Source organism: Cytobacillus stercorigallinarum (assembly GCF_014836495.1).
In the GTDB taxonomy this organism is placed as follows: Bacteria; Bacillota; Bacilli; order Bacillales; family Cytobacillaceae; genus Cytobacillus; species Cytobacillus stercorigallinarum.
The window spans coordinates 1-15719 of sequence record NZ_JACSQT010000016.1 but is presented as its reverse complement, the minus strand read 5'-3'; the positions used below and the strand labels follow the sequence as shown (position 1 = coordinate 15719).

Sequence of the window (15719 nt, the reverse complement as noted above, 5' to 3'; positions counted from 1 at the left end):
AGTCCAAGGTTACTTGGGACAAAGAAAAGAGTGAATGATCTTTGTCCGGTCGGTGTTTGTGGATTATCAAAGATCATCAGCTTTTTTAGAATAAGCGTGTCAATTACCTTAAAAGGAGATATTCAGCATAGCGTTTTCGCTAGCTGTCACTCTCTATCTGAAGCTATTCGGGTTATTTGAAGAGGAGTGGGGATTCATGGATTGGATTCAACAGTTAGTAAATGGGATATCGTTAGGAAGTATTTATGCACTGATTGCTTTAGGTTATACAATGGTTTATGGAATTATCAAATTGATCAACTTTGCCCACGGTGAAGTATTTATGATTGGGGCTTTTGTCGGTTTTTATGCTATTGCTGGATGGGGATTAGGGTTCTTCCCTGCTTTAATTATTGCAATGGCTGTCTGTGCAGGAATGGGTATGTTAATTGAGCGTGTAGCATATCGAAGGTTGAGAGGTTCTACTCGAATTGCTGCTCTCATAACAGCGATAGGAATTTCTTTATTTATACAGTACTTATTTATTTACTTTAGAGGGGCACAACCAGAGGCTTATCCTGAAGTCATTAGCAATCAAACATTTAACATTTTTGGTGCACAAATAAGTAGTCAATCACTCATGATTTTAGGCACTTCTATTGTACTAATGATCGTTTTACAATTTATTGTTCATAAAACAAAAATCGGTAAAGCGATGCGCGCTGTGTCACATGATATGGATGCGGCAAGGTTGATGGGGATTAATGTAAACACAACCATTTCAGCTACTTTTGCTATTGGCTCTTCGTTGGCTGGGGCAGCAGGCGTTTTCTTTGGCGTGTATTATACAAAAATAGAACCGTTAATGGGTGTGATTCCAGGAGTAAAGGCCTTTGTTGCAGCTGTACTAGGTGGCATCGGAATAATTCCTGGAGCGATGGTTGGAGGTCTTGTGCTAGGAGTAGTTGAAACGGTTGTTAGTGGCCTTGGTTACTCTTTATGGAGAGACGCGGCAGCATTTGTCATTCTGATTTTAATCCTTTTATTTAAGCCATCAGGTATCTTTGGCAAAAATGCAAGAGAGAAGGTGTAAAAGGATGAATACGAAGAAGATTAAAGGTTTCTGGTTGTTTGTTATTCTCTCTATTATTGTATACTTTGCAGTTCAGATGGCTGCAAATATCGGGATGGTTAATAATTATCATGTAAATACACTTGTTTATATATGTATTAATATTATTCTGGCTGTAAGTTTACATTTAGTTATCGGAATTACTGGACAATTTTCAATCGGACATGCTGGTTTTTTAGCTGTTGGGGCTTATATTTCAGCAATTGTGACGATGAAACTTTCACTTCCATTTCCTATTGCCCTTATTATTGGTGGGATTGTTGCCGCTTTAACTGGATTAATTGTTGGCATTCCGTCTTTAAGATTACGGGGTGATTATTTAGCGATTGCAACTTTAGGATTTGCAGAGATTATCCGCATCATTTTCTTAAATATTGATGCAGTAGGTGGAGCAGCAGGTATGCAGGTCACAAAGATGACAACTTGGACTTCTGCTTTCATTTGCCTATTTATCACCGTATTAGTGATTGTAAACTTTACAAATTCAAGGCATGGGCGGGCGTGTATTTCGATTAGAGAAAATGAAATTGCTGCAGATGCGATGGGCATTAATACGACCTATTATAAAGTAGCGGCATTTGCTATTGGGTCCTTTTTTGCAGGAATCGCAGGGGGATTATACGCCCATAACTTTTATATTATTCAACCCGTTCAATTTGGGTTTTTGAAGTCATTTGATATCCTCATTTTTGTCGTATTAGGGGGATTAGGCAGTCTCTCTGGGGCGGTTATCTCGGCTATCTTGTTAACAATTGTCTCCACATTTTTACAAAGTTATCCTGAAACACGAATGATTATCTATAGTGCCGTGCTCATTATAGTTATGCTTTACCGTCCGCAAGGTTTATTGGGGACAAAGGAAATTACGGACCTCTTTAAACGTAAAAGCGTGAAAGGAGGAAGTTAAAATGGAGAAGCGTCCATTATTAAAAGTCAATCAAGCAGGTATTTCTTTTGGCGGTTTAAAGGCTGTTTCAGGATTCGATTTGGAAATTCACCAAGGGGAACTGGTCGGTTTGATTGGCCCGAACGGAGCAGGGAAAACGACCAGCTTCAACCTATTAACCGGTGTCTATGTGCCAACTGAAGGAGATATTTTCTTAGAAGGGGTACGTTTAAATGGGCTCCCTCCCTATCAAGTGACAAGGAAAGGAATCAGTAGGACATTTCAAAACATTCGTTTATTCAATGATCTTTCTGTGTTAGATAATGTAAAGGTAGCCAATCATTCGCGTGCGAAACATTCGATGTTAAGCTCGATTCTGCGGTTGCCTTCTCATTTTAATGGGGAAAAAGAAATGGAAGACAAATCAATAGAACTATTACGTATTTTTCAGCTTGAACATGTAAAGGATGAATTGGCTAAAAACTTGCCATATGGGCAACAAAGGCGATTAGAAATCGCAAGGGCATTAGCGGCTGGACCAAAACTTTTGCTATTAGATGAGCCGGCTGCCGGTATGAATCCACAAGAAACACATGACCTTATGGAGCTCATTCGCTTTATTAGAGAAAAGTTTGATCTAACGATACTCTTAATCGAACACGATATGAATTTAGTTATGGGGATATGTGAAAGAATATATGTACTTGACCATGGGCAATTAATTGCCGAAGGATTGCCAGAAGAAATTAGAAGCAACCCAAAAGTGATCGAGGCTTATCTCGGAGAGGAGGTTTCTTCGGATGCTTAAGGTTGATGGAATCGATGTTTACTATGGAAATATTCATGCATTAAAGGGCGTCTCATTAGAGGTATTAGAAGGAGAGATTGTCACTTTAATTGGTGCAAACGGAGCAGGGAAAAGTACGCTATTAAAAACGTTATCAGGATTATTAAAGCCGAAGCAAGGCGTGATTCAATATGAGAATCAATCGATTGTTGGTAAACAAGCACAAACGATTGTAAAGGCTGGGATATCCCATGTACCAGAGGGAAGACGAGTGTTCTCAAATATGACTGTAGAAGAAAATTTAGAACTAGGCGCTTTTGTGAGAAAAGATAAAGAAGTACAAAAAGATATCCAAAAAGTATATGAACTTTTCCCGCGATTATTCGAAAGAAAAGGACAGCTTTCCGGAACTTTATCAGGCGGAGAACAACAAATGTTAGCGATGGGCAGAGCCATTATGGCTAGACCTAGGTTGCTATTGTTAGATGAACCATCCATGGGCCTGGCCCCAATTATGGTTAAGACCATCTTCAGTATTATAGAAGAAATTAATGAAACAAACGGAACAACGATTTTGCTTGTTGAACAAAATGCGCATATGGCCCTTTCTATTGCGAAAAGAGGCTATGTCCTTGAAACTGGAAAAGTGGTACTTACCGGATCAGCAAAAGATTTACGTGAAAGTGATGAAATCCGTACGGCTTATTTGGGCGGATAAAAAAGAACCAGTGGAAGCCCGGATATCAAAAAAGAGAAGATGAATCAAGAGATGGAACATTTAAAAGCGAGGAATAGATGCCGCTTCTAACGAGAAGGCGCCATCTATTCCTCGTTTATTTTGCTTTTTCTTGTCTTTCCCATAGTTTCAAATGAGGATACGGATCGTATGACCATTCAGTATAGCCATTATCCTTATACATCCCATAATGGAGGTGTGGAGGGAATTTTCCCGAAGTACCTTTTGGGCCATAGCCAGAACTTCCGACACCACCAATGACTTTACCAGGTTCAACAACTTGCCCCACTTTTAATTCATCAGAAAATCCACTTAGGTGAGCGTAATAGTGATAGTTATTGTTGATATCGCGAATACCGACTCGCCAACCACCATATTTATTCCAGCCTTTCATTTCGACAATACCATAACTGGTGGCTCTAACGGGTAGGCCGTAATCAGCAAAAATATCCGTTCCTTCATGAATTCTTCTACCACCCCAACCTCTCGCGCTGCCCCATGTACTACGATAGCTATAATGAGTACCAATTGGGACAGGAAAAACATGTTCGTCTAAATCAAGTCTCCCATAGTTTTGATAAAGCTTTGCTTTTCCCATAATTATTCTGACTGATTTATCACGCTTATAATAGTTCCAAATACCAATTTTAATGTTCTCATAGTCCGTTCCATAACGAAGTAGAAAGTTGGCAAATGCGTACAATACATCGTCATCACTATGCAAACTTGCTTTTCCGTCACCATCACCATCAAAGCCAATACCGTTAAAAAACTTAATCGTCTTTGGGTCTTCATCATTTATATTTGGGTTTGTGAATCCAACCCATTCCTCCGGTTTAAAGTAAATGCCAGTAATCCCTTCAGCTTTAGGTAAGTCTCTCCTAGATTGTCTTACATTTCTTTCATATTGATCAATGGCAGCAAGATAATACCAAGGAATGGTTGTAACTGCTTCAATTCTTTCATAAAGTGCCATTCTTTTTGTGTAAACATCATCTACTTCGGAGGCTGCTGTCGTATCTGGTTGGATAAAAGATAAGACCGTTATTAAGGTGAAAAGTAATGTGAAAAATCGCACCAATAAACCTCCCTTCTCTTCTAATTACTGTTATAGTTTGTGATAAAATAAAAAAACGATAAATATAAAATATTGGAAGGTTTTGATGAACGAGGTTGTTCTATCTACTTCCATGTGTTAAAGTTGCTTCTGTAAGAACCTCTAGATAATAATGATGATAAAAAAAAGCGTCTTTTTGAAATTCTGGGATGGAGTGAAGAAGAATGACGACTATGAAAAATGATCATTTACGTAAGCCGGATTGGTTGAAAATAAAGTTAAACACAAATAAAAACTACACCGGATTAAAGAAAATGATGCGAGAAAAGAATCTTCATACTGTATGCGAAGAGGCAAAATGCCCTAATATTCATGAATGTTGGGCGGTAAGAAGAACAGCAACATTTATGATTTTAGGTTCCGTTTGTACAAGAGCCTGTCGTTTTTGTGCGGTCAAAACGGGACTTCCAACTGAGCTTGATTGGGAAGAACCAGAACGCGTAGCTGATTCAGTTGCTTTAATGAATTTAAAACATGCAGTTATTACAGTGGTTGCACGAGATGATTTAAAAGATGGTGGTTCAGCTATTTTAGCGGAAACGATTCGTGCAATTAGAAGAAAAAGTCCATTTACAACTGTAGAGGTTTTGCCTTCTGATATGGGCGGGGTATATGATAATCTTAAAACAGTCATGGATGCGAAACCAGATATCTTAAACCATAATATTGAAACAGTAGAAAGACTGACGCCAAGAGTAAGAGCGCGTGCTACATATAAACGATCACTTGAATTTTTACAACGTTCTAAAGAGATGCAACCAGATATTCCGACCAAATCGAGTTTAATGGTAGGGTTAGGGGAAACAAAAGAAGAAATCATTCAAACGATGGATGATTTGCGCGCACATGATGTAGATATTATGACGATTGGTCAATATCTACAACCATCGAAAAAACATATAAAAGTTGTGAAATATTATCACCCAGATGAGTTTAATGAATTAAAGGAGATTGCAATGTCCAAAGGATTTAGTCATTGTGAAGCAGGTCCAATGGTTCGTTCTTCCTATCATGCAGATGAACAAGTCAATGCTGCAGCTAAGCAAAGGCAACAAATGGGTGATATAGACGCGAAAGAAGCATAAACGTAAGAAAGAGGATTAGCTTATAGGAGCTAATCCTCTTTTGATATTTAACAGCGTTACTTATTTGACATCTTTTCAGAATGGTTAATATCGGCCTTTTTCATTTGGCTCGTTAATTGTTCAATCCCATAATGGGTATGCTCACTATCAGCATCCATTGTAGAATAACTTTCTATTTCTTTACGTAGATGGGTATTGTCAGTCGTATAAATATCAAACCACCCTGGAACAACTGATTCAGCCATTTTTTGTACTTGTGTAGCAGTTGATTCACGATTTTCTGAATCCGTATTGTAAACAATTAACACTTCATTGTCTGTCACTAATGTCGATACATCATCCACATTTGGCAGTTCAGTGCAATATTTTCCGATAATATCTGCCACCTTTTCACGATTGATGGCAGCATAATGTTCATTGGATACCTTTTCTCCATAAATTGGACTTTTTTGATGGCGAACGTATCCAAAATCTTCACTACTTTGCTGACTTGTATTGTAAATATCTGTTCGCTGATCATTCACATTAACTGTATTGCCACTTTCGGGATAAATATCGCCTTTAGCGGAGTGATCAGCTGCTTGACATCCAGTGAGTGCAATCATACTGGATATCCCGATGAACATGATCATTTTTTTCATCAGAAACACCCCCTTAACAATATCTTTTCCGATTCTTTCGTTTTTTTCCTTAGTAATTGATGGTGAATCAGTTATAATTTAAAATAGGACGATTGTACATAGACGTTAACTTTCTTTATAATTTAAATATAGTGAGCCAATGAAAAAGAGGTGAGATCAATTGGTTTGTATACAAAACGCTTGTTATGAAGTAATTGAAGATATGAGAGACGGATTTAATGAAGAAGCTTTTCGTGGCCGATATAGTGAAATATTAAATCGTTATGATTATATTGTAGGTGACTGGGGTTACGGCCAACTCAGACTAAGAGGATTTTTTGATGATCAGAATCAAAAAGCGACGTATGATACGAAAATAAGTACTTTGACAGAGTATTTATACGAATACTGTAATTTTGGTTGTCCTTATTTCGTTGTAAAAAGGGTGAAGCAATAGAAAAAGCTGAACGGAAATCGTCCAGCTTTTTTCTGCTATAAGCTACTCATTTTCAGCTTCTGAATGAGGATCGTGTGCTCCAGGCATTTCTCTAGGAATATCAGCATGAAGTTCCCTGTTTTCATAAACAAATGCACTAGATTGGTGTTGACCTTCTTCCCACTCTGAACTCTTGTTCTCAACAGGTGTATGCTTCCCTCTTGGTGAACCATATGGGCCCTCAGGTAGATCTTCCACTGCGAGGTTTTCCTTTTGTGATTCAACATTGTCAAAATCCGAGTATTTCTTGTTTTGATCCATTGGTATCACTCCTAATCATATGAGAAAAATGAAAGCCTAACTACGCTCTCATTTGATATTATTTGCAGGAGCAATCAATTTATCCAATCAGTTAAATAACCTCATATAAAAAGGCTCTTAACTCTTCTGCATCTTCGTACTCTAGTTGAAAAGCATGTTCTAAATAACCCTCTTCTTCAAGGTCATCGGTACCAATAATTGCAAAGCGGCTTCCTTGAATATCAAGAACGAGTTGTTTTCCATAATACCGATCTGAACGTACAAGCGCTAAATCAAAGCGTTGATTTTCACCCATAAAACTAACAAAGCGTGTTTTTGTATCTTCTAAGTCATCATATAAAAAGAATCTCTCGGTCATTTAACGTATAGACCCCTTTCTAACTATCCATGCTACATTTATCATAACAAAATCTCATCGGACAGGAAATTGATTTTATACTCATATAAGGGAGAACTTTCTTCATTGTGATGAATGAGATACAATAGATAGGAAGTATGGGATGAGAAAGGTGAGGGACATGTATTTTGTTGATCGAGAAAAGATTGAAGAAATCCTTGTTTATTTGGAAAAACAACTATCACTATTAGGGAAACATACAGCACTTCATTCGGATATAGAAAAACTGGCGCTTGAAAGATTGAGCCATATGATCATTGAAGCGATCTTAGATGTAGGAAATGCAATGATTGATGGCTTTATTATGAGGGACCCAGGTAGTTATGAGGATATTATTGATATTCTGGAAGATGAAAAAGTCATTGACCATGAAATGGCTATCAGCTATAAAAAGATTATTGCATACCGAAAGCCTTTAGTGCAAAGCTATACAGGCATTCAACATGATGAATTAAGCAAGAGCTTCCAATTAGAATTAGCTCAATTAGAAAAATTCCCTTCAGTTGTTAGAGACTATTTAATAAAGGAACTTGGTCCTGTATCAGCTTTTAGAAATTAAGGGGGAACCTAAATGACTAAATATAAAGGTTATTTAATTGATTTAGATGGGACGATGTACAAAGGAAAACAGTTAATTCATGAAGCCGTTTCCTTTATACAAGGGTTAAAAGAAAGAGACATTCCCTATCTTTTTGTCACAAATAATTCATCTAGAACGCCGAAACAAGTTGCTGATAAATTACAGAATTTTGGCATTGAGGCGACAGAAGATAAAGTATTTACAACGAGTATGGCAACGGCGAATTATATTTATCAAAGAAGTCCGGAAGCTTCTATATTTGTGATCGGAGAAGAAGGGATTCGCCAGGCATTAGAAGAAAAGGGATTTCAATTTGCAGGTGAGCACGCCGATTATGTTGTTTCAGGGATTGATCGTGATATCAATTACGAGAAACTTGCAACGGCTTGTTTGGCTGTACGAAATGGAGCTACCTTTATCTCTACAAACGGAGATATTGCCATCCCAACTGAAAGAGGACTTTTACCTGGCAATGGCTCATTAACCTCAGTCATTAGTGTATCGACGCAAACTATCCCAACATTTATTGGCAAGCCAGAAGCGATCATTATGGAGCAAGCGTTAAAAGTTTTAGGCACAGATAAAGCTCATACATTGATGGTTGGAGATAACTATGATACAGATATCAAGGCAGGAATGAATGCTGGTATAGACACATTATTGGTTCATACAGGCGTAACAACAAAAGAACTACTAAAAGGCTATGAGCAGCAACCAACCTTTGTTGTGGATACACTAAATCAGTGGGAATACTTATAAGAATGAAGAGCAGCAGTACGAAAAATGTACTTGCTGTTTTTTTATATTGTTGGTAAAGCTTAAAATGGTATCGGTAATAAAAAGGAGAGCAAATTAAAATAGCAGGCTCACTATAAAGTGACGTCCCATTATTTTTTCTAGCTATTCTACATGATGCGCACGGTGGGCAAGGCGGCTTGAGGCTGCTGCAGCAATGGCGCCAACAATATCGTCTAGAAAAGTATGGCATCTTTCAGAGTTTTTATCATTTAATGGCCCTAAAATACCGGGTTTTAATTTATCTACATAACCAAAATTCGTCATGCCGATAGAACCATACACATTTACAATTGATAACGCTAATACTTCGTCAACCCCATATAATCCTTCGTCTGTTTCAATAATTGATTGCAGTGGCTCCATTAATTTCTTTTCTTCTGCAAGCATATCTAATTGAATACCGGTGAGAATGGCATTTTGTACTTCACGTTTGGATAATACTCTTTCTACATTGTCGATACACGTTTCTATTTTCAAGTTTTGATGATATTTCTCTTGAAGAAAATACACTAACTCAGCAATATCAACAATCTCTACTCCTCTTTCTTTGAGCCATTTCCTTGCTGTTTTCTCTGTTAAAGTAATTGCTTTTTCTTCACTCATGAGTTCACCTTTTTCTATAATTTTATTCGCTTTATGCTGCTCTTTACTACTATATGATAGTAATGATAGCTTGCGAACTTTCAAACCATCATATCCCCTAAAAATAAATCAACAAGTTTTAGCTATTTTTTCATATATTTGAATAAAATGCATCTATTTAGCTTGATTAAAAGGGGGTTATGACGAATGTTAAGACGTTTACTCAAGGAAAAATATAATATTCAGGCAGAAGAAGAGTTTCGGTTTGATCATTATAATGCTTGTAAATCACAAAATGAAGTGTATATATTAGTCCCTGCTAATCATTTAAAAGAAGAGGCGCTAACTGAACTGGATCAAATTGCAGAGCATTTAAGAATGAGTGGGGATAAGAATATTGCTGGATTTAAAAAAACAACAGAAGGAAAGCCTTATACTGAGTGGGAGGAAGCGAGATATGCAGTTTTAAGTAATCAACGTTTACAGCCAAGAAAAGAAGGGCATTTCGGCAGGAAGTTGGCAAAATTCCACTTTCGTGGGAGAACGGTTAATTTTGCAGTGGAACAAACAAGTCGAATCGGTCAATGGAAAACACTGTGGGAAACAAGACTCGATCAAATGGAAAAGGTATGGAATGATATGGTATTTCAATTTGATGGAGAAAGTGAATTTGACCGCCTATTTTTAGAATCATTTCCTTATTACATGGGAATGGCTGAAAATGCGATTCAATATATTGTGGATACGGAATTTGATGATGAACCGATGATGACTGATACTGGCACTGTCTGCCATGAAAGATTTTCTAATCGTACATGGGGAGAACAATATTATGTGAAAAACCCTTTTGATTGGGTATTTGACCATGCCACAAGAGATTTAGCCGAATGGACGAGAGAGAAGTACTTCAAGAATATAAAAACCTATCAACCAGACGTAAGAAAGTTTGTTGAAGAATATGAATCGATCAGTCCGTTATCAAGTTTTTCATGGCGGTTATATTATGCGAGAATGATGTTCCCGCTTCATTACTTTGAATGCATTGAAAGCTATTATGGTGCACAAACAGAACAAGAACGGAATATTTTGAAGGAAAAATTAGAAAAGTATTTACATCAATCGCCAGAATACGAACAATTCATCTCGCGGTTTTTTGAAATCGTCAACCATCAGGAAGTAGCTAAACAATGGTATATTCCAATGCCTGAATGGCTGGAATCGAAATAAATAAATTTTATATTTGTACACTTCATCAGTCAAAAAGTTTGGAAAGGGTGGGGAAATCTGAAATCAGCACACCTTCATTCCAATAATGTAGCAATTAAGATGAGTTTTCACCTAAAGCTAAAGATCAACCATTTATAAGCACGAGCCAAGTTCAAGCTGGATCGTGCTTTCTTACCAAGAAAATCACTTCCACCAAATGAAAAAATTGCCTATAATGAAAAGAAAATGGGAAGTGGTGAGAGAATGGGTAAGAAATTGTTTATTACAAGGAAACTTCCAAATGAGATCATTGAGCCATTACAAGCGAAATACGATGTTGAGATGTGGGACAAGGAGGATGTAGTGATTCCTCGTCATGTTTTACTCGATAAGGTGAAAGATGCAGAAGGCTTAATGACAATGTTATCAGAAAAAGTCGATGAGGAATTATTTCAATATGCCCCCGAGTTAAAGATTGTCGCCAATATGGCAGTTGGTTATGACAATATCGATATTCACGCGGCAGAGCGTGCGAATGTCACAATCACCAATACACCTGATGTCCTAACAGAATCAACAGCAGATCTGACTTTTTCACTATTATTAGCAACGGCTAGAAGAATGATTGAGGCAGCAGAATATGTGAAAAATAGTCAGTGGAAAAGCTGGAGCCCTCTGCTATTAGCTGGACATGACGTCCATAGGAAAACCATTGGAATTGTTGGAATGGGGAGTATTGGTGAAGTGGTTGCTAAACGGGCAAAAGGATTTGATATGCATATCCTATATTATAATCGTTCTAGGAAAAAGAGAGTGGAAGAAGAACTTCATGCTCAGTATGTTTCATTTGAAGAACTTGTCAGTCAATCTGACTTTATCGTCTGCTTAACGCCTTTAACAAATGAAACAAGAAATCTTTTCACAAAAGAAGTCTTTCAGCAAATGAAATCTTCAGCTATTTTTGTTAATGCCTCACGTGGACCAGTAGTCAATGAAGATGATCTCTACATAGCCTTAGTAGAGGGTGAAATTGCGGGAGCTGGATTAGATGTGTTCGCAGAAGAACCAATCTCAGGAGATCATCCTCTATTACAATTAAAACAAGTAGTCGCATTGCCTCATATTGGAAGTGCAACAACTGAAACAAGATATAAAATGATGGAATTATGCGTACAGAACATTGACCGAGTATTTTCAGGTGAGGCCCCACTTACACCAGTAAAATAATCAACCATATTGGATGAATCGAGAAAAGTTAAAGAGGTTGGGACATAAGTATTCTAGTTTATGTTTTATCCGAATGATTTCCTTAATAAATATCCAAGCACATTTCTTTTCATCATTATTTTAAAAAAAATGAGAAAAAAACGATACATTATGAAGAGCAAACCTTATTTGGTATATCACTTATTATCATGACACTTGTTGAGTGTATAGTTATTTTTGTGAAAAAAATAAAGAATAAGCAGGGTGAAGACATTTTCAGATTTTATGGAAATGTCTTTTTTGTCTTCAAGCGTTCATAGAAAAATAGATAAAAACTACTTTCTCCTATTGTCAAAGACAAGAAACAGGTCTATAATGTCTACTATACAAATACAAATGTACTTTCTATAAGAACAATCTGAGGGGGAACGGAAATGGAAGCAATCTCGATCGGTTTATTAGGTTTGGGCACAGTAGGTTCAGGTGTGGTAAAAATCATTGAAAGAAACCAGGATAAGCTTATGCATCAAATTGGATGCCCGGTAAAGGTGAGTAAAATTCTGGTGAGAGAGTTAGATAAACAGCGAGAGGTAGAAATAAACCCAGATTTACTTACAGCGAACCCTGATGATATCTTAAAGAACGATAATATAGATGTAGTCATCGAAGTGATGGGCGGACTAGAGAAAACGAAGGAATATCTCCAAGAAGCAATCAATCATCATAAGCATATTGTGACAGCTAATAAGGATTTAATGGCGGTTTATGGGCCGGAATTATTACAATCCGCTTCGGAGAATCAATGTGACTTATTTTATGAAGCAAGTGTAGCTGGTGGTATTCCTATTTTAAGAGGGCTAGTAGATGGTTTAGCATCAGACCGTATTACGAAAATGATGGGCATTGTTAACGGCACGACAAACTTTATTTTGACAAAAATGAGTAAAGAGGGCAGTGCTTACGAAGAGGTTCTAAAAGAAGCACAAGCACTTGGTTATGCAGAAAGTGATCCTACTGCTGATGTAGAAGGATTGGATGCAGCTAGAAAGATGGCCATCTTATCGACATTAGGCTTTTCTATGAATATTGATTTAGATGATGTGAAAGTTAACGGGATTACAGAAATAACAGAAGAAGATTTACAATATGCGAAACAACTCGGCTATTCAATGAAATTAATTGGAATCGCTCACCGAGAAGGCGAAAAAGTGGAAGTGAGTGTACAACCGACGATGTTGGCAGAAACCCATCCACTTGCGGGTGTACAAGATGAATATAACGCCGTATATGTGTATGGTGAGGCAGTTGGTGAAACAATGTTTTATGGACCTGGTGCGGGGAGCTTACCTACAGCAACAGCTGTTGTTTCAGACTTAGTTGCGGTTATGAAGAATATGCGATTAGGAGTCAATGGAAGAAGTGCGGCAGTTCCACAGTTTGAGAAGAAATTAAAAGACGATAACGAAATTTTTGCGAAATACTTCCTGCGTTTACATGTAAGTGATGAAGTCGGTGTTTTCGCTAATATCACAAATGTTTTCTCGCAAAGAGGTGTGAGTTTCGAGAAGATTCTTCAAGTACCGGTTAAAGAGAAAGAGCTAGCAGAAATTGTTGTTGTTACACACCAAGCATCGTTAGAAGACTATGAAAATATTATGCATCATTTAAGAGACTTAGAGGCAGTAAAAGAAATTAAAAGTTCGTATCGTGTAGAAGGAGGAGCCAAACGATGAGATGGGAAGGCTTATTACAATCATATAAAGAATTTTTACCAATAACTGAAAATACTCCGATGCTCACATTAAATGAAGGCAACACGCCTTTAATTCGGTTAGATAACCTTTCAAGAGAATGGGGAATTGATTTATATGTGAAAACAGAAGGAGCGAACCCAACAGGCTCATTTAAAGACCGCGGTATGGTGATGGCAGTAGCTAAAGCGAAAGAAGCTGGAAGCGAAGCGATTATTTGTGCATCGACAGGTAATACTTCTGCAGCAGCAGCAGCGTATGCAGCGAGATCTGGTTTAAGATGTATTGTCGTGATTCCTGAAGGTAAAATCGCTATGGGTAAATTAGCACAGGCAGTCATGTACGGGGCAGAAGTGGTTTCGATTGAAGGGAATTTTGATCAAGCATTGTCAATGGTTAGAAGAATTAGTGAAACAGAAGCTATTACATTGGTAAACTCTGTAAACCCTTATCGTCTTGAGGGGCAAAAAACAGCTGCATTTGAAATTTGTGATCAGCTAGGTGGAATGGCGCCAGATATTCTCGCTTTACCAGTTGGAAACGCGGGCAATATTAGCGCTTACTGGAAAGGGTTTAAAGAATATCATCAAGCAAAACAAACAGGCCTACCAAAAATGCATGGATTTGAAGCAGAAGGAGCAGCAGCCATTGTTCATAATCGGGTTTTTGAAAACCCTGAAACAGTTGCTACCGCTATCCGCATCGGTAATCCAGCAAGCTGGGATTTAGCGGTGAATGCAGCGAAAGAATCGCAAGGTAAAATTGATGAAGTCAGTGACGAAGAAATTCTTTGTATGTATAGAAAATTAGCTTCATCAGAGGGGATTTTTGCTGAACCGGCATCATGTGCCTCTCTAGCAGGTGTATATAAGCAATTACGTAATGGAGAAATTAAGCATCAAACAAAAGTAGTAGCAGTTTTAACTGGAAATGGATTGAAAGATCCGAATACGGCGATTGATGCGAGTCCTATTCAACCTGTGAAATTGCCAAATGATGAGCAAGCTGTGGCAGCGCATATTAAGGGAGTTGTCCACGTATGATGGCAGGTGAAATGCTCGTCATTGAAGTACCTGCTAGTACAGCAAATTTAGGGCCAGGCTTTGATTCCATTGGTTTGGCTCTCAATTTGTATTTGCGACTCGAGGTAACAACCCATGATCAATGGGAAGTCATTCCTCTTTCAGAAGGATTGATGACTTTTCCAACAGATGAGCGGAATTATATTATTCAAGTGGCTATGCAAACAGCAAAGAAATACAATCAGGAATGCCCGCCGTGTCGGTTAACGGTGAGCAGTGATATCCCCATTGCTAGAGGGTTAGGTTCAAGTGCGGCAGCGATTGTGGCGGGAATCGAACTTGCTGATACATTATGTGATTTACAATTAACAAAACAACAAAAACTCGAATGGGCAACCGAAATAGAAGGACACCCTGATAATGTTGGTGCTTCCCTACTTGGAGGATTGCTCATCGGTAGTCAAACAGATGATGGTGTAGATGCTTTATCACTATATCACCTTCAAGTTGATTTTGTCGCTTGTATCCCAACATCTGAATTATTAACGAAGAAATCGCGCCAAGTATTGCCAACGGAACTTTCTTATAAGCAGGCTGTGCATGCAGGGGCAGTTGGCAATGTGTTTATTGCTTCACTTATTAGTGGGAATTATGAACAAGCAGGCCAAATGATGATGAAAGATCTTTATCATCAACCTTATCGTAAGGAAATTGTACCGGAGCTTGAAGGAGTAGAAAAAGTTGCGATGGCGAATGGAGCACTTGGTGTTGCCCTAAGTGGCGCAGGACCGACTGTATTTTGTTTAGCTCGTGATGGGGAAGGACAAAAACTAGCAACGCATTTGAGTGCAGGTTTACATGGAATGCAAGTAGTTCCATTGCAAATGGATCTAATCGGTAGTCGCGTTTATAAAGAAAATGATTCAAAAATAAAAAGCGATGTCATGTGACATCGCTTCAGCTTGTAGACAAAGTCTAAGAATTAGACCACGTCTACAAGTTTTTTTTGTATAATTGAATGGAATCAATTTTATGTGGGGGATATAAAATGTTATCAAAACACGTTGAGGATGGAAGA

The 15719-nt window shown here is 37.9% G+C and carries 18 protein-coding genes; 13 read left to right on the top strand and 5 right to left on the bottom strand.

Annotated features, from left to right (window positions below; genetic code table 11):
* The first annotated feature begins 196 nt into the window (after positions 1–196).
* From H9655_RS20305 to H9655_RS20290, 4 genes are read left to right on the top strand one after another with little or no spacing between them, the layout of a single operon-like run.
* Positions 197–1072, top strand: a complete 876-nt coding sequence (locus H9655_RS20305) for a branched-chain amino acid ABC transporter permease (RefSeq protein WP_191817056.1) — start codon at positions 197–199, stop codon at positions 1070–1072.
* A 4-nt stretch (positions 1073–1076) separates the two neighbouring features.
* Complete coding sequence (locus H9655_RS20300) at positions 1077–2018, top strand: branched-chain amino acid ABC transporter permease (protein ID WP_191817055.1); 942 nt, start codon at positions 1077–1079, stop codon at positions 2016–2018.
* A gap of 1 nt (position 2019) precedes the next feature.
* Entirely contained in the window at positions 2020–2805 is a 786-nt protein-coding gene (locus H9655_RS20295) for an ABC transporter ATP-binding protein (protein WP_191817054.1), read from the top strand.
* Positions 2798–3502: an ABC transporter ATP-binding protein gene (locus tag H9655_RS20290; protein WP_191817053.1), complete on the top strand. Its 705-nt coding sequence runs from the start codon at positions 2798–2800 to the stop codon at positions 3500–3502. The genes H9655_RS20295 and H9655_RS20290 overlap by 8 nt, the downstream gene beginning before the upstream one ends.
* A gap of 115 nt (positions 3503–3617) precedes the next feature.
* On the opposite strand, the gene H9655_RS20285 is transcribed toward H9655_RS20290, so the two are convergent.
* Positions 3618–4568, bottom strand: a complete 951-nt coding sequence (locus tag H9655_RS20285) for a M23 family metallopeptidase (RefSeq protein ID WP_318245526.1) — start codon at positions 4566–4568, stop codon at positions 3618–3620.
* Positions 4569–4801: 233 nt separating this feature from the next.
* On the opposite strand from H9655_RS20285, the gene lipA reads away from it, so the two are divergent.
* The gene (gene lipA / locus H9655_RS20280) at positions 4802–5722 is read left to right on the top strand and encodes a lipoyl synthase (RefSeq protein ID WP_191817052.1); all 921 of its coding nucleotides are present in this window, start codon (positions 4802–4804) and stop codon (positions 5720–5722) included.
* A gap of 56 nt (positions 5723–5778) precedes the next feature.
* On the opposite strand, the gene H9655_RS20275 is transcribed toward lipA, so the two are convergent.
* A complete protein-coding gene (locus tag H9655_RS20275; RefSeq protein ID WP_191817051.1) occupies positions 5779–6363 on the bottom strand; it encodes a YhcN/YlaJ family sporulation lipoprotein in 585 nt (194 codons plus the stop codon).
* Between the two features lie 160 nt (positions 6364–6523).
* Between H9655_RS20275 and H9655_RS20270 the strand changes: the two genes are divergently transcribed.
* Complete coding sequence (locus tag H9655_RS20270; RefSeq protein ID WP_191817050.1) at positions 6524–6799, top strand: YutD family protein; 276 nt, start codon at positions 6524–6526, stop codon at positions 6797–6799.
* 42 nt (positions 6800–6841) lie between these two features.
* Here H9655_RS20270 and H9655_RS20265 read toward each other — a convergent pair whose 3' ends face one another.
* Positions 6842–7099 carry a hypothetical protein gene (locus H9655_RS20265; protein WP_191817049.1) on the bottom strand — a complete coding sequence of 86 codons (258 nt, stop codon included), beginning with the start codon at positions 7097–7099 and terminating at the stop codon, positions 6842–6844.
* A 91-nt stretch (positions 7100–7190) separates the two neighbouring features.
* On the bottom strand, positions 7191–7457 hold the full coding sequence (locus H9655_RS20260) for a DUF3055 domain-containing protein (RefSeq protein ID WP_191817048.1): 267 nt from the start codon (positions 7455–7457) through the stop codon (positions 7191–7193).
* Positions 7458–7617: 160 nt separating this feature from the next.
* On the opposite strand from H9655_RS20260, the gene H9655_RS20255 reads away from it, so the two are divergent.
* Together H9655_RS20255 and H9655_RS20250 are read left to right on the top strand one after the other, a co-directional pair.
* Positions 7618–8055, top strand: a complete 438-nt coding sequence (locus H9655_RS20255; protein WP_191817091.1) for a DUF86 domain-containing protein — start codon at positions 7618–7620, stop codon at positions 8053–8055.
* Between the two features lie 12 nt (positions 8056–8067).
* On the top strand, positions 8068–8835 hold the full coding sequence (locus H9655_RS20250; RefSeq protein ID WP_191817047.1) for a TIGR01457 family HAD-type hydrolase: 768 nt from the start codon (positions 8068–8070) through the stop codon (positions 8833–8835).
* A 141-nt stretch (positions 8836–8976) separates the two neighbouring features.
* On the opposite strand, the gene H9655_RS20245 is transcribed toward H9655_RS20250, so the two are convergent.
* Positions 8977–9477 carry a phosphatidylglycerophosphatase A family protein gene (locus H9655_RS20245; RefSeq protein ID WP_095373610.1) on the bottom strand — a complete coding sequence of 167 codons (501 nt, stop codon included), beginning with the start codon at positions 9475–9477 and terminating at the stop codon, positions 8977–8979.
* Between the two features lie 186 nt (positions 9478–9663).
* On the opposite strand from H9655_RS20245, the gene yutH reads away from it, so the two are divergent.
* From yutH to thrB, 5 genes are all read left to right on the top strand, one after another.
* Positions 9664–10683, top strand: a complete 1020-nt coding sequence (gene yutH, locus H9655_RS20240) for a spore coat putative kinase YutH (RefSeq protein WP_191817046.1) — start codon at positions 9664–9666, stop codon at positions 10681–10683.
* A gap of 243 nt (positions 10684–10926) precedes the next feature.
* Positions 10927–11889 (top strand): 2-hydroxyacid dehydrogenase, encoded by a 963-nt coding sequence (locus tag H9655_RS20235; protein WP_191817045.1) that lies wholly within the window; start codon positions 10927–10929, stop codon positions 11887–11889.
* 413 nt (positions 11890–12302) lie between these two features.
* Positions 12303–13601 carry a homoserine dehydrogenase gene (locus H9655_RS20230; RefSeq protein WP_191817044.1) on the top strand — a complete coding sequence of 433 codons (1299 nt, stop codon included), beginning with the start codon at positions 12303–12305 and terminating at the stop codon, positions 13599–13601.
* Entirely contained in the window at positions 13598–14662 is a 1065-nt protein-coding gene (gene thrC / locus H9655_RS20225; protein ID WP_191817043.1) for a threonine synthase, read from the top strand. Before H9655_RS20230 ends, thrC begins: the two co-directional genes overlap by 4 nt.
* Positions 14659–15591: a homoserine kinase gene (gene thrB, locus H9655_RS20220; protein ID WP_191817042.1), complete on the top strand. Its 933-nt coding sequence runs from the start codon at positions 14659–14661 to the stop codon at positions 15589–15591. The genes thrC and thrB overlap by 4 nt, the downstream gene beginning before the upstream one ends.
* The last annotated feature ends 128 nt before the right edge of the window (positions 15592–15719 follow it).

Excerpts from the sequence above, each read along its gene's own strand:
- H9655_RS20305 (WP_191817056.1), top strand. The coding sequence starts at position 197 with ATGGATTGGATTCAACAGTTAGTAAATGGGATATCGTTAGGAAGTATT.
- H9655_RS20300 (WP_191817055.1), top strand. The coding sequence starts at position 1,077 with ATGAATACGAAGAAGATTAAAGGTTTCTGGTTGTTTGTTATTCTCTCT.
- H9655_RS20295 (WP_191817054.1), top strand. The coding sequence starts at position 2,020 with ATGGAGAAGCGTCCATTATTAAAAGTCAATCAAGCAGGTATTTCTTTT.
- H9655_RS20290 (WP_191817053.1), top strand. The coding sequence starts at position 2,798 with ATGCTTAAGGTTGATGGAATCGATGTTTACTATGGAAATATTCATGCA.
- lipA (WP_191817052.1), top strand. The coding sequence starts at position 4,802 with ATGACGACTATGAAAAATGATCATTTACGTAAGCCGGATTGGTTGAAA.
- H9655_RS20275 (WP_191817051.1), bottom strand. The coding sequence starts at position 6,363 with ATGAAAAAAATGATCATGTTCATCGGGATATCCAGTATGATTGCACTC.
- H9655_RS20265 (WP_191817049.1), bottom strand. The coding sequence starts at position 7,099 with ATGGATCAAAACAAGAAATACTCGGATTTTGACAATGTTGAATCACAA.
- H9655_RS20260 (WP_191817048.1), bottom strand. The coding sequence starts at position 7,457 with ATGACCGAGAGATTCTTTTTATATGATGACTTAGAAGATACAAAAACA.
- H9655_RS20255 (WP_191817091.1), top strand. The coding sequence starts at position 7,618 with ATGTATTTTGTTGATCGAGAAAAGATTGAAGAAATCCTTGTTTATTTG.
- H9655_RS20250 (WP_191817047.1), top strand. The coding sequence starts at position 8,068 with ATGACTAAATATAAAGGTTATTTAATTGATTTAGATGGGACGATGTAC.
- H9655_RS20245 (WP_095373610.1), bottom strand. The coding sequence starts at position 9,477 with ATGAGTGAAGAAAAAGCAATTACTTTAACAGAGAAAACAGCAAGGAAA.
- yutH (WP_191817046.1), top strand. The coding sequence starts at position 9,664 with ATGTTAAGACGTTTACTCAAGGAAAAATATAATATTCAGGCAGAAGAA.
- H9655_RS20235 (WP_191817045.1), top strand. The coding sequence starts at position 10,927 with ATGGGTAAGAAATTGTTTATTACAAGGAAACTTCCAAATGAGATCATT.
- H9655_RS20230 (WP_191817044.1), top strand. The coding sequence starts at position 12,303 with ATGGAAGCAATCTCGATCGGTTTATTAGGTTTGGGCACAGTAGGTTCA.
- thrC (WP_191817043.1), top strand. The coding sequence starts at position 13,598 with ATGAGATGGGAAGGCTTATTACAATCATATAAAGAATTTTTACCAATA.
- thrB (WP_191817042.1), top strand. The coding sequence starts at position 14,659 with ATGATGGCAGGTGAAATGCTCGTCATTGAAGTACCTGCTAGTACAGCA.